This is a genomic window from Kribbella sp. NPDC104218, from assembly GCF_055584105.1.
Window position 1 is genome coordinate 422,794 of record NZ_JBVJMQ010000003.1, and the last position, 18,474, is coordinate 441,267.

Below are 18,474 nucleotides of genomic sequence, written 5' to 3' on the forward strand. Positions count from 1 at the left end.
CGGCAAGCTGTCGAGTACCAACCGAAAGGAATTTCTTCATGTCCGTCAGCAGCTTCTACCCCGTCATCGGCACCGATCGGATCGCCGAGACCCGCGACTTCTACCTGGGACAGTTCGGATTCGAGATCACCTTCGAGGCCGACTGGTACGTCAGCCTGCGGCTGGCCGGTCCGCGTCCCTACGAACTCGCGCTGCTCGACTACACCCATCCGACCGTGCCGGAGGGCTACCGCAAGCCGGTCCAGGGTCTCCTGCTCAACTTCGAGGTGGATGACGTCGACGCGGAGTGGGACCGGCTCGTCACGCGAGGCGGGTTCGAACCGTTGCTGAAGATCCGCAGCGAGGAGTTCGGCCAGCGGCACTTCATCATCGCCGACCCGAACGGCGTCCTGATCGACGTGATCACCGAGATCGAGCCGGCGCCGTCGTACGCCGATCAGTTCGTCACCGGTGCGGTCCCGGCCGGCGCCGGGGACAGTTCGGCGGCAGCGCGGTAGCAGGCCGGCCTGCGAGGGTTGACCTCGTTCAGGGAGTCTGGCCTAGGGAGGGCGTAGATGAATCGAGTGGGTCTGCCGGCGATCGTTGCCGGAGTGGCGCTGTTGGCGAGTTCGAGTCCGGCCACGGCCGCCCCGGCGGGAGCGCCGGAGTTCGGCTACCAGGTCGGTTACAACGGCAGCAAGGTGATCCGCTCGATCCCCGGGACGCAGGTCACCTTCGCGGCGACGACCGGGCAGAAGCGCTACTTCTCCAGCCGGAACCTGGTCGCCGAGATGCTGACCTCCGGCCCGGGCAGCAACGATGCTCCGGGGACGACGTTCCGCCTGAGCTGCGATGGACCGAGCATGACCGACGGACGGCAGCGCGGCGTCTACTGGGCCGAGAACATGGCGACGCCGGGGGAGACCCGAACCGCCGGGCTGGTCCGCTGGCTCTTCATTGCCCCAGCCAACGGAACCTTCACCTGCGAGCTGCAGGTGTCCAGCTACGTACGCAACGACGTGATCGACCGCTTCGGGGTCCTGCAGTGGCGGATCCTGCCCGGCGCCGAGCTGATCAGCTCGCCGGTGGGCGAAGGAGCGGTCATCACTGCCGCGCGGTGGGCGTTGCCGAGCCGTCCGGTCGCCGAGCAGACGGTGCTGCGGAGCGAGACCGTGCGGACGGGCGGGTACACCCACGTGCTGGCCGCAGGGGGTTCCTGGGTGACCGTCGTCCAGGACGTCAACCTGACCACCTGCCACCGCGCGGATATCCCCAAGTTTCCGAATTGCGGTGGGGCGTCGGCGTACAACGGGAGCACGATGGAGACCTGGATCGAGGCGCAGCCGCAGAAGCTGGACGGCAGCTCGTGCGGCACGCTCCGGAAGAGCCCGGTGACGTCGACCTTCATCTCGGTCGCCCGGCACCACAAGACGGTAACCAACACGTGGGTGGTCGCGAAGTCGAACCTCGGCGGCTGTCCGCAGGTCCGGCTGTCCGTCCAGGTCCGGCATGTCGGTGGCGCTCCCACGATCCTGCATTCGAACTGGGTGTACGCGATCGCGCCGACCCACGGTGTGGTCTATCAGCACTGATCACTTGCGGACGGCGGCGACCGAGAGCGCCAGCGGGGGAGTGGCGACCGCGACGGCCAGCAGCGCGACGCGCAGGCCGTAGTCGTTGCTGAGGGAGCCGATCACGGCGATGGCGACGATCGCCACGAAACAGCCCCACAACGCCGGTCTGCGGGTGATGGCGCTCTCGAACCAGGCTGGTGACAGGCGGCGGCGGGCCACGACGACAGCGACCAGGTACAGCAGCAACGCGCCGGTCAGCCACATGTGCGGACCGGCGGACAGCGAGCCGATCGCGTAGTCGGCCTTCCGGGTGATCACGGCCGCGCCGTCGCCGTGCAGGACGTCTTCGACGAACCGGCCGGCGTGGGACCGGGAGGCGGCGGGCCGGAGCCAGTCGAGCACGCTGATCACGGCGACCGCGGCTACGGCCGCAGCCCCGGTCAGTATCAAGCGAGCTGGGCCGATACGGCGTCCGCTGACGTCCAGCGCGAGGAGCGCGAACGCCGGGACGATGGCCAGCCCGCCGCCGACGTCCGCGCCCCACGACGGCCAGGCGTCGACGAGGACGGTCAGCAGCCCGACCGCCGCGACGGAGATCACCGCGGTGCGTGGGCGATCGCGCTTACGCAGCCAAGTCGCGAGTCCGGCGGCGAAGATGACGGCGTGGACGGAGAACACCACGAAGGTGGTGTTGCCGAAGCCGTAGTACCGGCCACCCGACAGCGGTGACGGACCGAGCGGACTGCCGTGGTGCAGGATGGTGCCGGTCATCGCGTCCACGGCGAGCACTGCGGTGGTGACTCCGGAAAGCACGGTGACAGTGGCCCAAGCCGGGACGCGCGGCGTCCGCAGGAGCGCAGCGGCCGCGACGATGGCGCCGACCATCATGCCGCCCCAGAGAGCGGCGAGTGGCACCGGCCAGCGCCACCACTGGATCAGCCGGACCAGGTACGAACAGAGCGGCAGCGCCGCCAGCACCAGCAGCCCGAACTCGGCTGCACGCGTGCCGCGCCTGGTCCGCCACCGAAGGGCCAGTACAGCCGCCGCCAGTACAGCCGCCGCGGCCAAGCCGTTGATGAACAGACCGGAGCTTCGGCGCAGGTCGCGATCGCGGTGGGTGATGTCGGCGAGTTTGGTGGCGGTCGCGGTCGCCGACGGGCGCTCGCCCGAGGTGACCAGCGGTGCGCCGGTGAACTGATTGGGCTCGTCCAGACCGGCTGCCGCGACCAGCGTCGAAGGGATGTCGAGCAGCCGGACGATGCCCTGCCATCTGGTCGACTGCGCCGTCAGAAACCGCTGGTCCGCCTGCGGGCCGGTCGCGAGCACGGCACCCATCGCCACGGTGGAATGCAGCGGCTGGGAGACTCCGAGGACGACGACGGTCGCGTCCCGCGGAGCACGATCGAGAACCTCCCGGACGACGCCGTCAGCCCGGCGCAACGCCGTACCGGGGTCAGCACGCCGATCCAGGACGCCCGCGTCGACAACGGTCACCGGACAGTCCCAGCGCGCACTGGCCGGATCCGGGTAGTACTTCGCCACCCGGCCCTGCCGATCGGCCAGCGCCACTGCGGCGCCAGGACCGACCGCGCTCGCACAGACGTTGCCGTTGGCAAAGGTCGCGCCGAGCAGCCCGAGATCTGGGTCGAAGACCGACATCTCCTGAGCCGCCAAGAGCTCGCCCCAGCGCTCGACCGAACCGCTGCGCGTCGCGGGGATCGCCGTACACCCACGATCGCGATGCGGCTGCGGATCGGTCGCGGCCCGCCCGGCCGAGATCGACAACCACCCGTCCAGCGGACAAGGCGGCGAATGCACCGTGCGCACGGTCATCGCCGCGGCATCGGCGTCCTCTTCAAGAAGCCGCCACATCGTCGGTGCGCCGTCCGGAGTCAGGTTGTCCCAAGTCAGACCAGCAATGCCGACCACCACTACGGGAGCCCTGACAGCCTCCGCCGGCTCGGCAACCTGCTGGGCCGGACCAACCACCGCCATCCCAACCGCAACGGCCGCCAAAGCCCGAGCACCGATCACCCCGCCACTATCCGCCGTCCAGGGGTCATCGCCGAACCCGCTCAGGCAGTCTCGAGGTAAGCCTTCGCCTTCCGCAGCTCGTCTTCGACCTCTCGCTGCAACCGCCGCGCGAACAGCGGTTCCATCAACCACCGGACCGCGGGTTTGAAGCTGAAGCGCAAAGTGCGAGTCACCGTCGTCCCGCCCTCCGCCGGCCGGCACTCGAGACTCGCCTCGAACTCCGCCATCGCATGCGCCAACCGATTCGCCGGCCGCGGCAGCAGCCCGATATCGATCCGCCCCGGCGTCAGCTCCAGATACTGCACAACCTTGGGCTGCCGTACCCCCGCCAACTTGGGCCGGCACGCGAACTCCACCCGCGCCCCGTCCCGACGCGCCCAAAGCACCGGCCGAATCTTGTCATCAACCGTCGCGTACCTCTCGATATCCATCATCAACCCCAGCACCACCTCAGGCGAGACAGCAACAAACTCCACCACCTGAACCCGAACCACGCCAACTCCCTCCACCACAACCGACCCCAGCACCGTACTGACCCCCACCGTCCTCTCACTGTCCCCGGCATCGAGCCTGGGCCGGCTCGTCACGAGGTGACGGCGATACTGTGCTCAGGAGTGTTCGCCAGACCCTGAGGAGAACTTGATGGACGACGACGTCAGTGTCGAGTTGCAAGCCGGCCAGGTGTCCGCGGAAACCGTCGTGTCAGCCGATGCGGCCGCGGTGTTCGACTTCCTCCGTCGTCCCGCGAACCACGTCCTGATCAGCGGCGACCGAACCGTTCGCGGCGCGATGGCCGGCCCAGCCGTCCTCGGCCCAGGAGACAGGTTCGGCATGGACATGCGGATCAAGGTCCCGTACCGGGTCACGTCCCGAGTCGTCGAGTTCGAGCAGGACCGCCGCATCGCCTGGTGCCACTTCTTCGGCCACCGCTGGCGCTGGGAACTCGAACAACTCGCCCCCGGCCGCACCCGCCTCCGCGAAACCTTCGACCTCACCACAGCCAAGATCCCAGCAGCCCTCAAACTGATCGGCCTACCGGCCGGCCACCGCGGCAACGTCGCCAAGTCCGTCCGCAACGTAGCCGCCCATTTCCAATCCACCGACTGCACATAGTGGCAATCTTTCCGTCATCGGTTGACTGCGGTAAGTGAGAACCACAGGCTTGCGCTCACCGGCCCGGCTCCGGGCCGGGTGAGGAGACTGGGGGAAAGCCGATGAGGAGATTCGCACGTCCGGTGGCGGCGGTCAGCGTGCTGGCTGCGGTGTTCACAGGTCTGGCGCCGGTGAGTTCGGCGTTCGCCGACGACCCGGCCGAGCCGACAACTGGCGGCGATGTTGACGACGGCACGTTCGTGCCGGACGAGCAGGCTTCGCTGAAGTCGAAGATCGTGGTCCGCTGGAACGACCTGCTGAGCGGGACCGGGAACGCCGAGCGGCCGGAGCTGAAGGCCGACGTCGAGCGGTACGCGGCCCTGTACGGGATGGACGCGCTGACCGGTCGCGATCCGGAGAGCAACGATCCGCAGATGACGCCGGCCGAGTTCGTCGACTCGGCGTCGCCGACGGCGGATCCGCCGGCGAGTTCGATGGCGCTGACGCAGTACGGGCAGACGAAGAGCTACTTCTGCGGCCCCGCGGTGGCCTACATGGTCATGAAGTACAAGGGGATCACCACCAGCCGCTACGCCCCGGACCGGGGGCGGGCGCTGTCGCAGCCGGCGCTGGCCACGACGAACTACCTGCGCACCGAGCAGCAAGGCGCGACGCGGTTCGCGCTGAACGTGATGGCGCCGGGGATGAACAAGTGGCGGGAGAACAGGTCGGCCGGGTTCTACGTACAGCAGAACAAGTCGTCGATGCCGACGCTGTCGCAGCTGATGAAGTACTCGACGTACCACAAGATGCCGAACGCGATCGGCGCGGTCGAGGCGGCGAACGGTGCCCGGTACAACAACCACGGCAGCCGCAGCAAAGTGATCGGGCACTGGCTGGTCGGCTACGGCTACGACCAGTCCGGAGCGCGGAGCTACTTCGCTGATCCGGCGACGACGGTGTGGAGCGGTGTGAGCGCGAAGTTCATCTACTCCAGTACCGGGTTCGCCAACAACTTCATCAAGCCGCTGGGGAACGGGGTCGTCTACTAACCATGAGAAGCCACCAGCGCAGTATCTGTCTTCTCGGAGCCCTGGCAGCTCTCCTGGTGGCCGGGTGCGCCTCGTCACCGCAGGCCGGTCCCGGCGCCACGACCGGCCCGTCGGTGACGAGCGCACCTCCGATCAGTACGACGACGCCGCGACCGCCGACGACGTCCATCCGTCCACCCGGCTTCAGTTTCACGATCACTCGACAGCTCGACGCGCGCCGCGACGCGACCGCGGTGGACCTGAAGTCCTGGGGCAGCGAGCTGGTCGTCAACACCGAGGCTGACCCGTTGCCGAAGGGCGCCGTCACCCATGACCTGACCGCCGACGGCGGGCTGCTCGTCTCGCAAGCCGACACGACGGTCGAAGAAGAAGGCGCAGCCATCGACCTCGCGCCGGCGAAGATGAGCATCTGGACGAAGGAGCGCGGCCTGCAGCTGCTGGACGACGCCCGCGGCCGCAAGCCGGTTCGGCAGCCGATCAACGGATCGCTCCGCGGCAAGGACGCGGTGTGGGCCGAAACGACGAGTACGACGCTGCTCGAACAGGACTGGCAGATCCGTGCCTTCGTCGCCGCTCAGGGAAGGACGACGCTGCTCGCCGACTCGGCGAAGCTCTATCCCGGCGTACCGAACCTGCGCCCGGCCCCAGGTAACACCAAACCGGTCATCGCCGCCGACGGCACCGTCTACTGGGAGGCAGCGGCGCCGGAACGTGGTGACTACCGGGCCGTCGTCCTCGGTCGCGACCTCGGCGCGCGTCGTCCGGTCCGGACCGTCGCGACCAACGCGACCCTGCCGCAGGTCGTCGGCAACACCGTGTACTACGTCCGCGCGGACGACGTCTCACCCGAGACACCGCAGAAGCTGCTCGAGATCCACTCCGTGACACCCAACGGCCAACGCCGCAAGGTGGTCTCCACCCCACTCGTCAAAGACCAGCAGGTGTTGGCCTTCGCCGCCACCGCGACCCACCTGGCCTGGGTCATCGGTAACTCCGACCGGCAGGCGAATCCGCCGACCGAGCCCGACGAAGGCTGCGTCGACGCCCGCAACAACGCCTGCTCCCTGTTCGTCCTGGACCAGCGAACCAACACCGCGACCCGCATCGTCCTGCACTCGGCGTCCGCAACCCTCGACCTGGACGCCGCCCTGGTCGGCTACGCCGGTACCGGACAAGGCGACACCGGCCAGTACGTCCTCGATCTGAACAGCAGCCGCCTCTGGCGCCTCGGCGACAGCCCCGGCTGCGCCCAGACCTACGTCACCGAGCCCTACGTCTCCTGGTACACCCCGCCGGCCGACGGCCTCTGCACCGGCCAAGTCATCGTCCGCTGGCGGACGCCGCCGGCGTGAGGCGGGGTTGTCAGGTGAAGGGTTGGAGGTCTTTGAGGAGGGCGGCTCTGGGTTTGGCGCCGACGATGGATTTGGCGAGTTCGCCGTCGCGGTAGATGTTGATGGTCGGGATGCTGATGACGCCGTATCTGGCCGGGGTTTCGGGGTTTTCGTCGATGTTGAGTTTGACGAAGGTGAGTTGGCCGGCGTATTCGGTTGCGAGGGCTTCGAGGATGGGGGTGACCTGTTTGCAGGGGCCGCACCATTCGGCCCAGAAGTCGACGACGACGGGGCGGTCGCTGCGGAGGACGACGTCGTCGAAGTCGGCGTCCGTCACGGGGGTCAGGTGGTTGCTCATGGGGTTGCCTCCTCAGCCGAAGCTGTAGGTGAAGGCCGAGAGGCCGGGGCTGTAGGTCACGGTCATGGTGTGGCGTTGCTGGCTGGGGAGGTCGACCAGTTGGTAGGCGTTGGGGGTGCCGGAGACCTTGACGGTCTTGTCGGGCAGGCCGGGGATGGAGACGGTGACGGTTCCTTCGCCGGACAGGACGTGGAAGACCTTGGCGGCGTTGAAGTTCAGGCGGGACTGTGAGGCTTTGGTCGAGGTGACGCTCTGGGTGCCGACCTGCCAGGAGCCGCCGAGGCTGAAGGTGTCGTCGGGCTGTGCGGGGTTGAGGCCGAAGGCAACGGTCTTGTTCGGGGTGAGCTTGCCGGTGCCTTGCAGGTTGGTCGAGCGGGAGTAGCCCAGGTAGGTCTCCGGGGTGGTGCCCTTGGCGCCGACGGAGTCGGCCTGGACGGTGCCGTCGACGGGGGAGGGGAGCTGGACGTTCGGGTCGGCGTCCTTGAGCAGCTGGCGGATCTGGTTCTCGACCTGTCCGTAGCTGCCCTCGCCGAACTTGATCGCCCGGACGGTGCCCTCGGCATCGATCAGGTACTTCGCCGGCCAGTACTGGTTGCGGTACTCGGTCCAGGTGGCGAGGTTGTTGTCCTGGCCGACCGGGTAGGTGATGCCTTCCTTGCGGATGGCGGCCTCGACGTTGCCGGCGCTCTTCTCGAAGGCGAACTCCGGGGAGTGGATGCCGACGATCTCCAGCCCGAGGGACTTGTAGGCCTTGTCCCAGGCGAGCAGGTGCGGGGTGGCGCGCTGGCAGTTGATACAGGAGTAGGCCCAGAAGTCGACCAGGACGACCTTGCCCTTCAGCTCGGCGATCGTCGTCGGCTTACCGCCGGGGGTGTTGAACCACTTCTGCGTGCCGGTGAACTCCGGCGCCGCGCCGCACGTGGCCAGTTCGGCGGCGCCCGGCGTACATTTGGCCAGCTCCTGCCCGCCCTTGCCGAGCGCCGGGGCGAGGACGCCCTGGACGGTCTTGTTCTCGGCGACCTTCTTCTCCAGGCCGCTGGTGTACGACGGCAGCGAGCGCTGGATCACGTCGGTGATGTTGAAGGCCAGCGCGATCGCGAGCAGGATCATCACGATCCCGCCGCCGATCCGGAAGCCGCGCTGGTGATCGCGGTAGGCCTTGACCCGCTGGGAGATCCGGGAGCCGGCCGAGGCGAAGATCAGCAGCGGCAGGGCGGCGCCGATCGCGAACGACACCGTCAGGACGATCGTCCGCCAGCCGACGTTCCCCGTGGCGCCCGCGACCGTGATCGCGGCCAGCACCGGGCCGGCGCACGGGACGTACAGGGTGCCGAGGCCCAGCCCGAGGACGAAAGCGCCGTTGTTGTTCCGGTTGATCTTGGGCAGCCGGTAGAACGGCTTCTCGATCCAGTGGCCGAGCGCGGGGAATATCAGGCCGAGGCCGACCAGGGTCAGGATCGTCAGGCCGCCCCAGCGCAGGAAGCTGTCCGGCAGGCCGAGCGCGGACAGGATCACCGATCCGGCCAGCGTGAAGACGCTGAAGCTGACGACGATCCCGGCGATGATCTTGAGTGGCCGGAAGTCCCTGCGGGGCTTGGCGATCTCGACCTCTTCGACCAGGACGTCGCCGTCCGCGCGGGGCTGCTTGGCGGGGACGGGGTCCTTCTTCCCGGCGGTGCCGGCGAAGAAGATGATCGGCAGCATCGGCAGGACACAGGGTGAGACCCCGGTGATCAGACCGCCGACCAATCCGATGAAGGCCAGTGTGAGCATCAGGAGTCTCCAGGACTGGAACATGAGCAGGACAACGGTTCTTCGGTCCTGGACGGCGGTGCGGATGGGTCGAAAAGTTTTTCTGATCCGGACCCATCCGGGGCTCCGGCAGCGGCGAAGTGCTTGGTGTGAGCGACCCTCGCTCACGGACTTCTCCCCAGGAAAGAGATCGTCATGCCCAAGAACTTCGCTCGCGTCGGCCTCGCCGCAGCTTCGATGGCCCTGATCCTGGCGACCGCGGCCTGTGGCGGTGGCGACAGCAACTCCGGCGACGCCCCCGCTTCGCAGCCGACGTCCGCCCCGACCAGCGCCCCGTCGAGCGCGCCGTCCATGGACAACGCCGCCGGCCTCGTCGGCCCGGGCTGCGCCGACTACGCGAAGGCCAACCCGGACGGCGCCGGCTCGATCGACGGCATGGCCGCCGCGCCGCTGGCCACCGCTGCCTCGGGCAACCCGCTGCTCAAGACCCTGGTCGCGGCCGTGTCCGGCCAGCTGAACCCGAAGGTCAACCTCGTCTCGACCCTGAACGGCGGCGAGTTCACCGTCTTCGCCCCGGTCGACACCGCGTTCGCGAAGATCGACGCCAAGACCATCGAGGTCCTGAAGAAGGACGACGCTCTGCTGACCAAGATCCTGACCTACCACGTCGTCCCGGGCCAGCTCGACCCGACCGCCGTCGTCGGTAAGCAGACCACCGTCGAGAAGCAGGACGTCACCGTCACCGGCTCCGGCGACGCCCTCAAGGTCAACGACGCCAACGTCGTCTGCGGCGGCGTCAAGACCGCCAACGCCACGGTCTACCTGATCGACACCGTCCTGATGCCCCCGAAGGCCTGACGATCCCCTTCGGCGGGTGTCCAGGGGAGTGGCGTCATCGGGCTGACACGACCTGATGACGCCGCTCCGGCCCGGGTGGCGCCTCTTCCATGGAGGCGTCACCCGGCGTCAACTGTCGCTCGGATTCAGAGACTCGACCGGAGGTGATGAGCACATGACCACCCTCGACGTCCACGCGCTGACCGGGCCGTATGTCCTCGACGCGCTCCCCGAGCCCGATCGGGCAGCATTCGCTCGACACCTCCAGTTCTGTTCGTCGTGCTCCACCGAGGTCGACGAACTACGCGAGGCCGCGGTCAAACTCGCCGTCCAGGTCGCCACCCATCCACCCCGCCGGCTCAAGTCCGTCGTCCTGGCGAAGGTCTCGCGGACGCGTCAGCAGCCGGCGTCCCGCGGATCGCGCCGGCGCTTGCGTTCGATGTTCGCCTTGGCCGCGGCGACGCTGGTCATCGCCGGTAGCGCCGCGGCCGCTCTCACCAGCCATCACGCCGTGGTCGTCGCCCGGACGACCACCGACCAGGTGACCGCGGTGCTGGCCGAGCCCGACGCCAGCACGCTGCACGGGTCCGTCGCAGGTGGCGGCCAAGCCACAGTTGTCAGGTCAGCGCGCCGAGATGCCGCGGTCGTCATCCTGCGCGACATGCACGCGTTGCCCGCGGGCCAGAGCTACCAGCTGTGGCTACTCGACGCCGCCGGCGCCGCCCGATCGATCGGCGTCGCGAGTGGCGAAATGGTCAGAATCATCACCGGCGGAGTCGCGGCGGCCTCGACTTTCAGCCTGACGGTCGAGCCAAGAGGCGGCTCGCGCGAGCCCACTCTCCCGGTGACCGCGTCCGTCCCCCTCACCTGAACGACCTCGCAACACCCTCCCCACCTGAGACCCCAGGTAGTCAGCGATGTACTCTCGGTGGCCGGGCGGTGCGAAGGAGACGCGACTCATGCTCAAAATGCGGGTGCGGGGAATCCAGACTGCCGTCGCGCACGGCCGCGACCCGAGCGATTCCGCTCCGGCCGCACTCAAGGTCTGCACCGACCACGGCGGCCCCTTGGTCGCCCTCGCAACAGCCATGCTGCGTAACCAAGACGCAGCCCAGGCCGCCGTCGTCGAAGTGATCGCCGCCGCCTTCCCAGCGACCGCAATGGCAGTACCAATGCCGGCCCCAGACCTACGGCGCGAACTAGCCCGCCGAGTCCACCGCCGCTGCTCGCGCACCGACCACACCGGCGTCCCCCACCAACGCCAGGTAGCCCTTGCCCTAACCCAATGCGGCAACCTCACCTACCGCCAAGTCGCCGATCTCCTCCGCCTCCCCGCCACCACCACAGCCGAGCTCCTCTCCTCCGAACTACGCCGCCTCGCCACCCTCAAACCCGAGCCCGCAAGCATCTAACAGCCGCTACCCCCGGGGCCTGCTCGACGAGCGATTGATCGCCCGGACGTCGTCGTCAAGGCGGTCGTCGAGATGCTCGAACACACGCCGGCGCGTCAGTCGCCGGTGAGGTTGATGGTTCGGGACCAGATGCGGGGGACTGCGGGGCGGACCGGCGCCCAGTCGGCGCCGCGGTCTCCGAAGGCGACGAGCTGGTTGGGGCCGGTTGCCACGATCGTTCCGTTGCCCGAGTTGCGGTAGTCGATCGTGATCGGGTCCGTCCAGGTGGCGCCGGTGCCGTCGTGGGAGATGAGGAGGGATTGGCCGGGGCGGCCGATGGACAGGACGAGTTTGCCGGTCGGCAGGGTGAGGAGGGTCGGGTAGATGCCGGTGACGGTGCGGGCGTCGGGGCCGGCGCGGAGGGGAGTGGGGGTGGTCCAGTTGAATCCGTTGTCGATGGAGCGGGACACGTACATCGGCTGGAAGCTGCCGGTGCGCATCACCGCGAGCAGGGAGCCGTCGGCGACGCGTTCGATCGCTGCCTCGTCAAAGCCTTCGTAGCGTGGATCGCTGGACAGGGCAGGGTTGACGGCAATCGTCGCCCGGATGGTCCAGTTGACGCCGCGATCGGTGGAGGCCAGCAGGATCTGCCGGTACTTGGCGTCGCCCTCGAGGTAGCCGTAGGCGGATTGGTAAAGCGTGCCGTCGGGATCCTCGACGGCGTTGTGCACCAGGACGAAGCCGCCCATCGTTCGGCCGGGCCGGCTGGAGTGCGGGTCGATCGGACGCATCGGTTGTGGGCTGGTCATGGTTCCGGTGCGGTGCGTCCAGCTGCGGCCCTGATCGCGCGAGATCGCCGTCACCACGTCGGCTTTCCGGTTCTGCGAGGACGGCGTCATGAAGGTGTGGTAGAGCATCGCCATCAGGTCGCCGTTGCGGAGCCGGGTGAAGTTGAAGGACTGCTCGTTGGTGAAGGGGTTGCGCGCATCCTGGCGCTGCCACGTCCGCCCTACGTCGGTGCTGGCCGACAGGCGGGTTCCGACGGCTCCGCTGGCGTCGCCGTGCGCGGCGTACGTCGTCAGGATCTCGGGTACGGCCCCGGGGATCGAGACCGCCGAGTGCGGCATCTGGAGGAACGATCCTGCGGTCTGCTCGACGGTCACATCCGGTCCGACCTGCAGGTCTGACCCGCCGACCGGAGGGAGTTGGACGGCGGCGCCCGGCGTCAGGTCGTCGACGTAGAGCTGGTCGCCTGCCGTCGCCGTACCGAAACTCGCGAACTGGTAGCCGGTGATCGAGCCGACCGCACGCACCCCGACCGGCCCCAGTACGCCGACAGCGGACCCGTTGACCAGCACCTGCGCTCGTTCCTGATCCGGCGCGACCTGAAGCCGGAGCGTGCTCCAGCTGCCGATCGGGACCGTGCCCGGCGGAGTCAGGGTCGTCCAGCCGAGCCAGTCGAACCACCGGACCGACCCGTCGGCGAACACCGCGACCTGGTAGACCACCCGAGGCTCCCCGGCGACGCCGTCGAGTGCGCCCAGCAAGGCGAACGAGAAACCGTTGGTCAGCCGCATGGGATGGACGGCGAACTCGAGATCGATGCCGCGCTGCGGGACGACCGGGCAGGCGACGATGGTCTGCGTGGACGTCGACCGGTCGTCGACGAGCAGTGATCGCCGGCCTTCGTGAGCTTTCGCCTCGCTCACTGTCGCGGCCGACTTGCCCGGCGGCGTCGTGCAACCCGTCGGCACGCTGCCGACCGGCTCGGTCTCGAATCCCCGGGACTCGTCGACCGCCACGTCGTCGAAGTAGACCTCGTCGCCTTGGGTCGCCGTACCGTAGCTGGCGAACTGATACCCGCTGAGGTCGCCCGCGCCGGCAGACCGGCCGGTGCCGACCACCTGATCGCCGACCGAGACGGAGACCGACTGCTGGTCGGTGGGAACCTGCAGACGAAGCAGGTTCCAGTTGCCCAGCGCAACTGTCCCAGCCGGCGCCAGTACGGTCCACCGCGCCCCGTCGTACCAGTGGACGGCGCCGTCCGCGAAGACGCCGAGATGGAAGGCCGGCCGAGCCTGGCTGAGGAGCGAGATGGTGAATCCGTTCGCGAGGCTCACGGGCTGGACGGCCACGCGCAAGTCCAGCCCGCGCTGAGGCGCGAACGGACACTGGATGACGGTCTGCACAGCGGCGGATCTGTCGTTGATCCACAGCGACCGTGTCCCGGTGTGCCCGCGTGCCCCGGTGACAGTTGCTGCCGCCTTGCCGGACGGCGTCACGCACCCGGTCGCGACCTGGCCGACGGTTTCGGTCTCGAAAGTCCGTACCGATGTGGCGGTCACCCCAGCCACGGCCGGGGTCCACTGCTGGAGCAGCGTGCACACCAAGGCGACGAGGACCAGCAGACAAAGTGACGATCGCGGACGCGCAGTACTCATCGGGCGGCTACCTCCGGCTCGGGCGTTCGCTGCGAGTGTGATCGAACCCGACGCGGGCGGGCCAGGGTTTCGTCTGGATTCGAAGGGGCTGCGGTCCACGGTCGATTGACGGTGAGATGTCGCCACAAGCCGACCACCAAGGGGTGATCACGATGACCGAGCTGAACCGCCGTACCGTGCTGGGCTCGATCGGCGCGGTCGCCGTCGGTCCGATGATCGGCCGGCTGACGGAGGCGCGGTTGCCGTCGGCGGCGTCGTTGCCGACGATTCCGGCCGTACAGAGCTGGACGCCGGGCACGGGCAGCTTCCGGTTCGGATCGACGACGAGGCTGGTCGTCGACATCGCCACCGCGAGCGGCTTGAGTACGACGGCCGCCACCTTCAGCGACGACCTGATGGAGGTCTGCGGCCGCAGGCTGAGCCCGGTGCAGCTGGCGGCGCCGGCGTCCGGCGACATCTTCGTTTCCCTGACGACGGATGACGCCGGTCTCGGAGACGAGGGATACCGGATGACGATCGGTAACGCGATCCGGATCGAGGCCCGGACCGCCAAGGGAGCGTTCTACGGCACGCGGACCGTGCTGCAGCTCCTCCGAGCCTCGTCGACGGTTGCCGCGGGCATCATTCGCGACTGGCCGCGGTACGCCGAGCGGGGCCTGCTGATCGCCAACGAGAACAAGCAGTTCAGCAGCCGCTGGTGGCAGGATCAGATCCGCGAGCTGGCCTACCTCAAGCTCAACCTGCTCTGGCTGTACGTCGGCTACCCGAAGGCCCCGGCCGGTGAAATGGCGGCCGTGGCCGAGTTCGCCCGCCGTTACCACGTGACCGTGGTGCCGCAGTTCAACATGCCCGGCCACCTGGACGGAGTCCCGGGCCGGCCCTACCTCAAGGGCAACCCGGCGCGCGGCATCCCCGACCGGCCGCAGAGCCTGGACCTGTCGATCCAGGCGGGTTACGACTGGGCCCAGGGCAAGCTCTCACAGCTGGTGCCGGCGATCGAGTCGCCGTACTGGCACACCGGTGCGGACGAGTACATGATCGGCGGACGCTACGAGGACTATCCGCAGCTCACGACGTACGCCCGGCAGCGCTACGGGCCCGCCGCGACGGCTCGCGACACCGTGTACGGATTCATCAACCTGGTCAACGACACGGTTCGCGCGCAGGGCCGCACACTGCGGATCTGGAACGACGGGATGTACCCGAACGCCGTCGTCCCGATCTCCGCGAACGTCCAGATCGAGCACTGGCTGGACTCCGGCCGCTCCGCGGCAGACCTGCTGGCCGCCGGGTACCAGGTGCAGAACTGCCACCTCAAGCAGCTGTACTACGACGTCGGCGGTCCGAGCGTCCTGGACCCGGCGGTGGTCTACGAGCAGTTCAGGGTCGGTGCGTTCCACGGCAGTGCGGTGGCCGACGACCATCCTGGTCTGCTCGGTGCGAAGGCTCACGTCTGGATTCCGGCCGGTACGACGATCGGCGAGGCCGAGATCGGGACGACCTTGTTCGCCCCGCTGCGATCACTGGCCCAGGTCACCTGGGGCTCCCCGAAGCAGGCCGCGCGGTACGTCGATTTCGCGCCCCTCGTGGGGAGGACCGGCCACGCTCCGGGCACCGGCTACTGGTTGTCCGACGCTGCCGGCCTGCCTGGCCGCGCCTTCGTGAAGCCGGGCGAGCAACACGTTCTCGCAGCCGCGGGACCGGTTGGCGGTGTACTGCATTGGCGGTACCGCGAGGCCTTGGTCGCCGAGCACTGGCCCGGCCCCGTCGTCTCCGGGCAGCCGATCGGCTTTCGGCACGGCGAAGAGCACCACGTCTTCGCGCGGCTCTCCGACAACTCGCTGGCGCACTGGACCGGCGTACCTGGTCAGCTCGACGAGCTCCCGCGCCTGAGCAACTTGGGAGCCGGCGCCGGGACGGTGCACTCGGACCCGGCCGGCTGTGCCTATTTCGACCAGCAGCACGTCTTCTACCGTAGTTCGGCCGGCGCACTGGAGCACCGGTTCCGGGATCGTTCGTCCGGCGCCGTGGTGTCCGAGAGCTGGGGCGGCGAACTCATCGGCGCACCCATCGCCATCACCTTTCTGGACGAGCTGCACGTGTTCGGCGCGGGACCGGACGGCGCCGTCCGGCACTGGTGGTACACCCCGCGGCAGACCAGCTCACCCCAACGCGAGACCTGGGGGCCTAGTGGCGTCGTAGCGAGCGGGCTGTCCGGATATGCCATCGGCGACCAGATCCATGTCTACTTCCGCAGCAGCGCCGGGAAGCTGACGCACTACTTCCATGACCGCTCCGACAACCGGCTGCTGCAGCAGGACTGGGGTGGCGAGCTGACCGGCGATCCGGTCGCCTATGTGTTCGGCGCCGAGCAGCACGTCTTCGGCCGCGGCCCGGACGCGTCCCTCAGGCACTGGTTCAGTACGCCGGGAATGGCGCAACCGCCCGCCCGAGACACGTGGACGACGCCCGGAGTGGTCAGCGCCAATCCGACCGGGTACGCAGTCGGCAACCAGCAGCACGTGTACTTCCGGGCGGATGACGGTCGGCTCGGCCACCGCTTCTGGGACTCGGTCAGCCGCCGCCTCGTCGCCGACGACTGGCCGGGCGACATCCCGGCCTGAGGCCGCCGGGCTCCGCAGGCCTGGCCTGTTCATGCCAACGTCCGGGCACACAGGGTGCCCGGGACTGTACTGAACGTCAGCTGCGTTCGGTACACCGCCGAAGCTGTTCAGGAGGATCGATGTTACGCAACACACGGAAGAAGATCGTGGCGCTGACGGGTGGATTGACCGCGGCCGCGCTGCTGGTCGCGGGCTCTGTCTCGGCCAGTTCGGTCACGGCGGCAGAGCCGGGGCCGGACGCTGTCAGCGCCGACGGCGTGACGGCGGCAGCGACGTTCGGCTGGGGTACCCCGCTGGCCGGATCGGACGAGTTCGACTACACCGGCGCGCCGGACAGCTCGAAGTGGCACCAGGCCGGTGAGTGCTGGCCGGGCCACGCCGGGAACGGCAGGCGCTGCGCCTCCAAGTCTGCTGTCGCGAACGGCTTCCTCCGCCAGACCGGGCTCGCGAACGGTGACTCGGCGTGGCTCGCCTCCAAGGTCGACAAGCAGTACGGCCGGTGGGAGGCACGCATCCGCTCGACGCCGCAGGGAACCAACAACGGCCGGCAGTACCACCCGTTGCTGATCATCTGGCCGACGTCGGACCGCTGGCCCCAGGACGGCGAGTACGACTTCCTCGAAAACGGCGCACCCGGCCAGGCCTGCGCCGAGTCCTTCATGCACTACCCGCACAACGCCGGGATCGCCACGCAGCAGATCTTCGCCAAGGAGACGGACTGCGGCGCGGCCCTGACCGAGTGGCACAACGTGGCGCTGGAGTGGACGCCGAACCACGTCCGCGGATTCATCGACGGCAAGCAGTGGTTCAGCTACTCCGGCGGCGCCAACAGCGTCCGCAAGTGCATCCAGTGCATGCCGTCCGGCCATCTGACCATCCAGCTGGACAACTTCTACGGTGCCAACCTGCAGCCGGCGACCTACGATATCGATTGGGTCCGAATCTACAACCTCTGACCCTGACATGACCGGTCGCCGAATCCCAGCCGCCCCGCGGGAGGAACGCCGTGCTTCGGATCCATTTCACCGACCAGGACCTGCGCCGCATCACCCTGGCCACCGGACCGGCGCCGATGTGGGAGCTGTTACTCAGCCTGCACATGGTTCAGCACCGTGACGGCCGGCTGGTGTTCGGCGACTGGCGCCGGGACGTCCGGGCCAAGGTCGCGCCGGATCAGCTGCGGCTGTTGGTCGAGCTCGCGCCGGCCAGCGGCTACTCACCTGATTTCCTCACCCCGGCCGAGCCGCCGGCCGGTTTCGAGGACGCGCTGCAGGTCGTCCTGTCCACGCCGCGGCAATCGCTTCGGCAGCAGTTGTCCATGATCGGCGGCAGGAGGCCGCCGTCGAGCTGGATCCGGTCCCTGGCCGACGGCGAGCCTCCGGCGCTGCGCCGGCTGGCCGACGCGATCCGCGCCTACCACGAAACCGCGATCGCGCCGTACTGGAGCTCGATCGGGATGCAGATCGCGGCGGATCAGGCCCGGCGTGGCCGGACGCTGATCAGCCACGGGGTCGACGACCTCTTGTCGTCCTTGCACCCGAGCGTCCGGTGGGAGCCACCGGAGTTGCAGGTCCTCGGAATGCGTGACCGTCTCCTGCGGCTGGACGGGCGCGGGATCCACCTGCAGCCGTCCGCGTTCTGCTGGCAGGTCCCCACGAAGCTGCGCGATCCCCGGTTGCCGCCGATCCTCGTCTACCCGATCGACCACGCGCCGGGCATCCTCGACCCGCGTCCCGGTCCGGGAGGGGACGCGCTGAGCATGCTGCTGGGCGCCACCCGGGCCACAGCGCTCGCGGTGACCTTCTCCGGTTGCACGACCACGCAGATGGCCGCGGCCTGTCAGGTCTCGCTCGCTTCGGCGAGCCACCAGGCAGGCATCCTGCGGTCGGCCGGTTTGATCACCACGCGGCGGACGGGCTCCTCGGTCCGGCACGAGATCACCGAGCGCGGCCTGTGCCTGTTGTCGGCTCGTCAGCAGTTCGGTGCTCCGGGCGGCTGAGCGCCGGCGT

16 protein-coding genes are annotated in these 18,474 nt (G+C 68.7%); 11 read left to right on the forward strand and 5 right to left on the reverse strand.

Annotated features, from left to right (window positions below):
* Nucleotides 1-38: 38 nt before the first annotated feature.
* A complete protein-coding gene (locus tag ACZ6ZD_RS26835; RefSeq protein ID WP_465676673.1) occupies nt 39-497 on the forward strand; it encodes a VOC family protein in 459 nt (152 codons plus the stop codon).
* A 57-nt stretch (nt 498-554) separates the two neighbouring features.
* Entirely contained in the window at nt 555-1,571 is a 1,017-nt protein-coding gene (locus tag ACZ6ZD_RS26840; RefSeq protein WP_465676674.1) for a hypothetical protein, read from the forward strand.
* Here the strand turns inward: ACZ6ZD_RS26840 and ACZ6ZD_RS26845 are convergent, their stop codons facing one another.
* A complete protein-coding gene (locus ACZ6ZD_RS26845; RefSeq protein ID WP_465676675.1) occupies nt 1,572-3,587 on the reverse strand; it encodes a hypothetical protein in 2,016 nt (671 codons plus the stop codon).
* 41 nt (nt 3,588-3,628) lie between these two features.
* Complete coding sequence (locus ACZ6ZD_RS26850; RefSeq protein WP_465676676.1) at nt 3,629-4,174, reverse strand: SRPBCC family protein; 546 nt, start codon at nt 4,172-4,174, stop codon at nt 3,629-3,631.
* A 55-nt stretch (nt 4,175-4,229) separates the two neighbouring features.
* Between ACZ6ZD_RS26850 and ACZ6ZD_RS26855 the strand changes: the two genes are divergently transcribed.
* The 3 genes from ACZ6ZD_RS26855 (at nt 4,230) to ACZ6ZD_RS26865 (ending at nt 7,083) form a co-directional block, all read left to right on the forward strand.
* Nucleotides 4,230-4,700: an SRPBCC family protein gene (locus tag ACZ6ZD_RS26855; protein ID WP_465676677.1), complete on the forward strand. Its 471-nt coding sequence runs from the start codon at nt 4,230-4,232 to the stop codon at nt 4,698-4,700.
* A 101-nt stretch (nt 4,701-4,801) separates the two neighbouring features.
* The gene (locus ACZ6ZD_RS26860; protein WP_465676678.1) at nt 4,802-5,731 is read left to right on the forward strand and encodes a hypothetical protein; all 930 of its coding nucleotides are present in this window, start codon (nt 4,802-4,804) and stop codon (nt 5,729-5,731) included.
* 2 nt (nt 5,732-5,733) lie between these two features.
* Nucleotides 5,734-7,083: a hypothetical protein gene (locus ACZ6ZD_RS26865; protein ID WP_465676679.1), complete on the forward strand. Its 1,350-nt coding sequence runs from the start codon at nt 5,734-5,736 to the stop codon at nt 7,081-7,083.
* Between the two features lie 10 nt (nt 7,084-7,093).
* Here the strand turns inward: ACZ6ZD_RS26865 and trxA are convergent, their stop codons facing one another.
* A complete protein-coding gene (gene trxA, locus ACZ6ZD_RS26870) occupies nt 7,094-7,420 on the reverse strand; it encodes a thioredoxin (protein WP_465676680.1) in 327 nt (108 codons plus the stop codon).
* Between the two features lie 12 nt (nt 7,421-7,432).
* Nucleotides 7,433-9,193, reverse strand: a complete 1,761-nt coding sequence (locus ACZ6ZD_RS26875; RefSeq protein ID WP_465676681.1) for a cytochrome c biogenesis protein CcdA — start codon at nt 9,191-9,193, stop codon at nt 7,433-7,435.
* Between the two features lie 174 nt (nt 9,194-9,367).
* On the opposite strand from ACZ6ZD_RS26875, the gene ACZ6ZD_RS26880 reads away from it, so the two are divergent.
* The 3 genes from ACZ6ZD_RS26880 to ACZ6ZD_RS26890 all read left to right on the forward strand — a co-directional run bounded on the left by ACZ6ZD_RS26880 (nt 9,368) and on the right by ACZ6ZD_RS26890 (nt 11,421).
* Nucleotides 9,368-10,030, forward strand: coding sequence for a fasciclin domain-containing protein (locus ACZ6ZD_RS26880; protein WP_465676682.1), 663 nt, complete (start codon nt 9,368-9,370; stop codon nt 10,028-10,030).
* Between the two features lie 154 nt (nt 10,031-10,184).
* Nucleotides 10,185-10,880 carry an anti-sigma factor gene (locus ACZ6ZD_RS26885; RefSeq protein ID WP_465676683.1) on the forward strand — a complete coding sequence of 232 codons (696 nt, stop codon included), beginning with the start codon at nt 10,185-10,187 and terminating at the stop codon, nt 10,878-10,880.
* A gap of 88 nt (nt 10,881-10,968) precedes the next feature.
* Nucleotides 10,969-11,421 (forward strand): hypothetical protein, encoded by a 453-nt coding sequence (locus tag ACZ6ZD_RS26890; protein ID WP_465676684.1) that lies wholly within the window; start codon nt 10,969-10,971, stop codon nt 11,419-11,421.
* Between the two features lie 95 nt (nt 11,422-11,516).
* On the opposite strand, the gene ACZ6ZD_RS26895 is transcribed toward ACZ6ZD_RS26890, so the two are convergent.
* Nucleotides 11,517-13,841, reverse strand: a complete 2,325-nt coding sequence (locus tag ACZ6ZD_RS26895; protein ID WP_465676685.1) for a sialidase family protein — start codon at nt 13,839-13,841, stop codon at nt 11,517-11,519.
* Between the two features lie 152 nt (nt 13,842-13,993).
* On the opposite strand from ACZ6ZD_RS26895, the gene ACZ6ZD_RS26900 reads away from it, so the two are divergent.
* The 3 genes from ACZ6ZD_RS26900 (at nt 13,994) to ACZ6ZD_RS26910 (ending at nt 18,464) form a co-directional block, all read left to right on the forward strand.
* Nucleotides 13,994-16,465, forward strand: coding sequence for a glycoside hydrolase family 20 zincin-like fold domain-containing protein (locus tag ACZ6ZD_RS26900; RefSeq protein WP_465676686.1), 2,472 nt, complete (start codon nt 13,994-13,996; stop codon nt 16,463-16,465).
* A gap of 119 nt (nt 16,466-16,584) precedes the next feature.
* Complete coding sequence (locus tag ACZ6ZD_RS26905; RefSeq protein ID WP_465676687.1) at nt 16,585-17,421, forward strand: glycoside hydrolase family 16 protein; 837 nt, start codon at nt 16,585-16,587, stop codon at nt 17,419-17,421.
* Between the two features lie 50 nt (nt 17,422-17,471).
* Nucleotides 17,472-18,464 (forward strand): ArsR/SmtB family transcription factor, encoded by a 993-nt coding sequence (locus ACZ6ZD_RS26910; protein ID WP_465676688.1) that lies wholly within the window; start codon nt 17,472-17,474, stop codon nt 18,462-18,464.
* Nucleotides 18,465-18,474 lie beyond the last annotated feature (10 nt).

Coding starts and splice junctions, on each gene's coding strand:
- ACZ6ZD_RS26835 (WP_465676673.1), top strand. CDS start 39: ATGTCCGTCAGCAGCTTCTACCCCGTCATCGGCACCGATCGGATCGCC.
- ACZ6ZD_RS26840 (WP_465676674.1), top strand. CDS start 555: ATGAATCGAGTGGGTCTGCCGGCGATCGTTGCCGGAGTGGCGCTGTTG.
- ACZ6ZD_RS26855 (WP_465676677.1), top strand. CDS start 4,230: ATGGACGACGACGTCAGTGTCGAGTTGCAAGCCGGCCAGGTGTCCGCG.
- ACZ6ZD_RS26860 (WP_465676678.1), top strand. CDS start 4,802: ATGAGGAGATTCGCACGTCCGGTGGCGGCGGTCAGCGTGCTGGCTGCG.
- ACZ6ZD_RS26865 (WP_465676679.1), top strand. CDS start 5,734: ATGAGAAGCCACCAGCGCAGTATCTGTCTTCTCGGAGCCCTGGCAGCT.
- trxA (WP_465676680.1), bottom strand. CDS start 7,420: ATGAGCAACCACCTGACCCCCGTGACGGACGCCGACTTCGACGACGTC.
- ACZ6ZD_RS26875 (WP_465676681.1), bottom strand. CDS start 9,193: ATGCTCACACTGGCCTTCATCGGATTGGTCGGCGGTCTGATCACCGGG.
- ACZ6ZD_RS26880 (WP_465676682.1), top strand. CDS start 9,368: ATGCCCAAGAACTTCGCTCGCGTCGGCCTCGCCGCAGCTTCGATGGCC.
- ACZ6ZD_RS26885 (WP_465676683.1), top strand. CDS start 10,185: ATGACCACCCTCGACGTCCACGCGCTGACCGGGCCGTATGTCCTCGAC.
- ACZ6ZD_RS26890 (WP_465676684.1), top strand. CDS start 10,969: ATGCTCAAAATGCGGGTGCGGGGAATCCAGACTGCCGTCGCGCACGGC.
- ACZ6ZD_RS26895 (WP_465676685.1), bottom strand. CDS start 13,841: ATGAGTACTGCGCGTCCGCGATCGTCACTTTGTCTGCTGGTCCTCGTC.
- ACZ6ZD_RS26900 (WP_465676686.1), top strand. CDS start 13,994: ATGACCGAGCTGAACCGCCGTACCGTGCTGGGCTCGATCGGCGCGGTC.
- ACZ6ZD_RS26905 (WP_465676687.1), top strand. CDS start 16,585: ATGTTACGCAACACACGGAAGAAGATCGTGGCGCTGACGGGTGGATTG.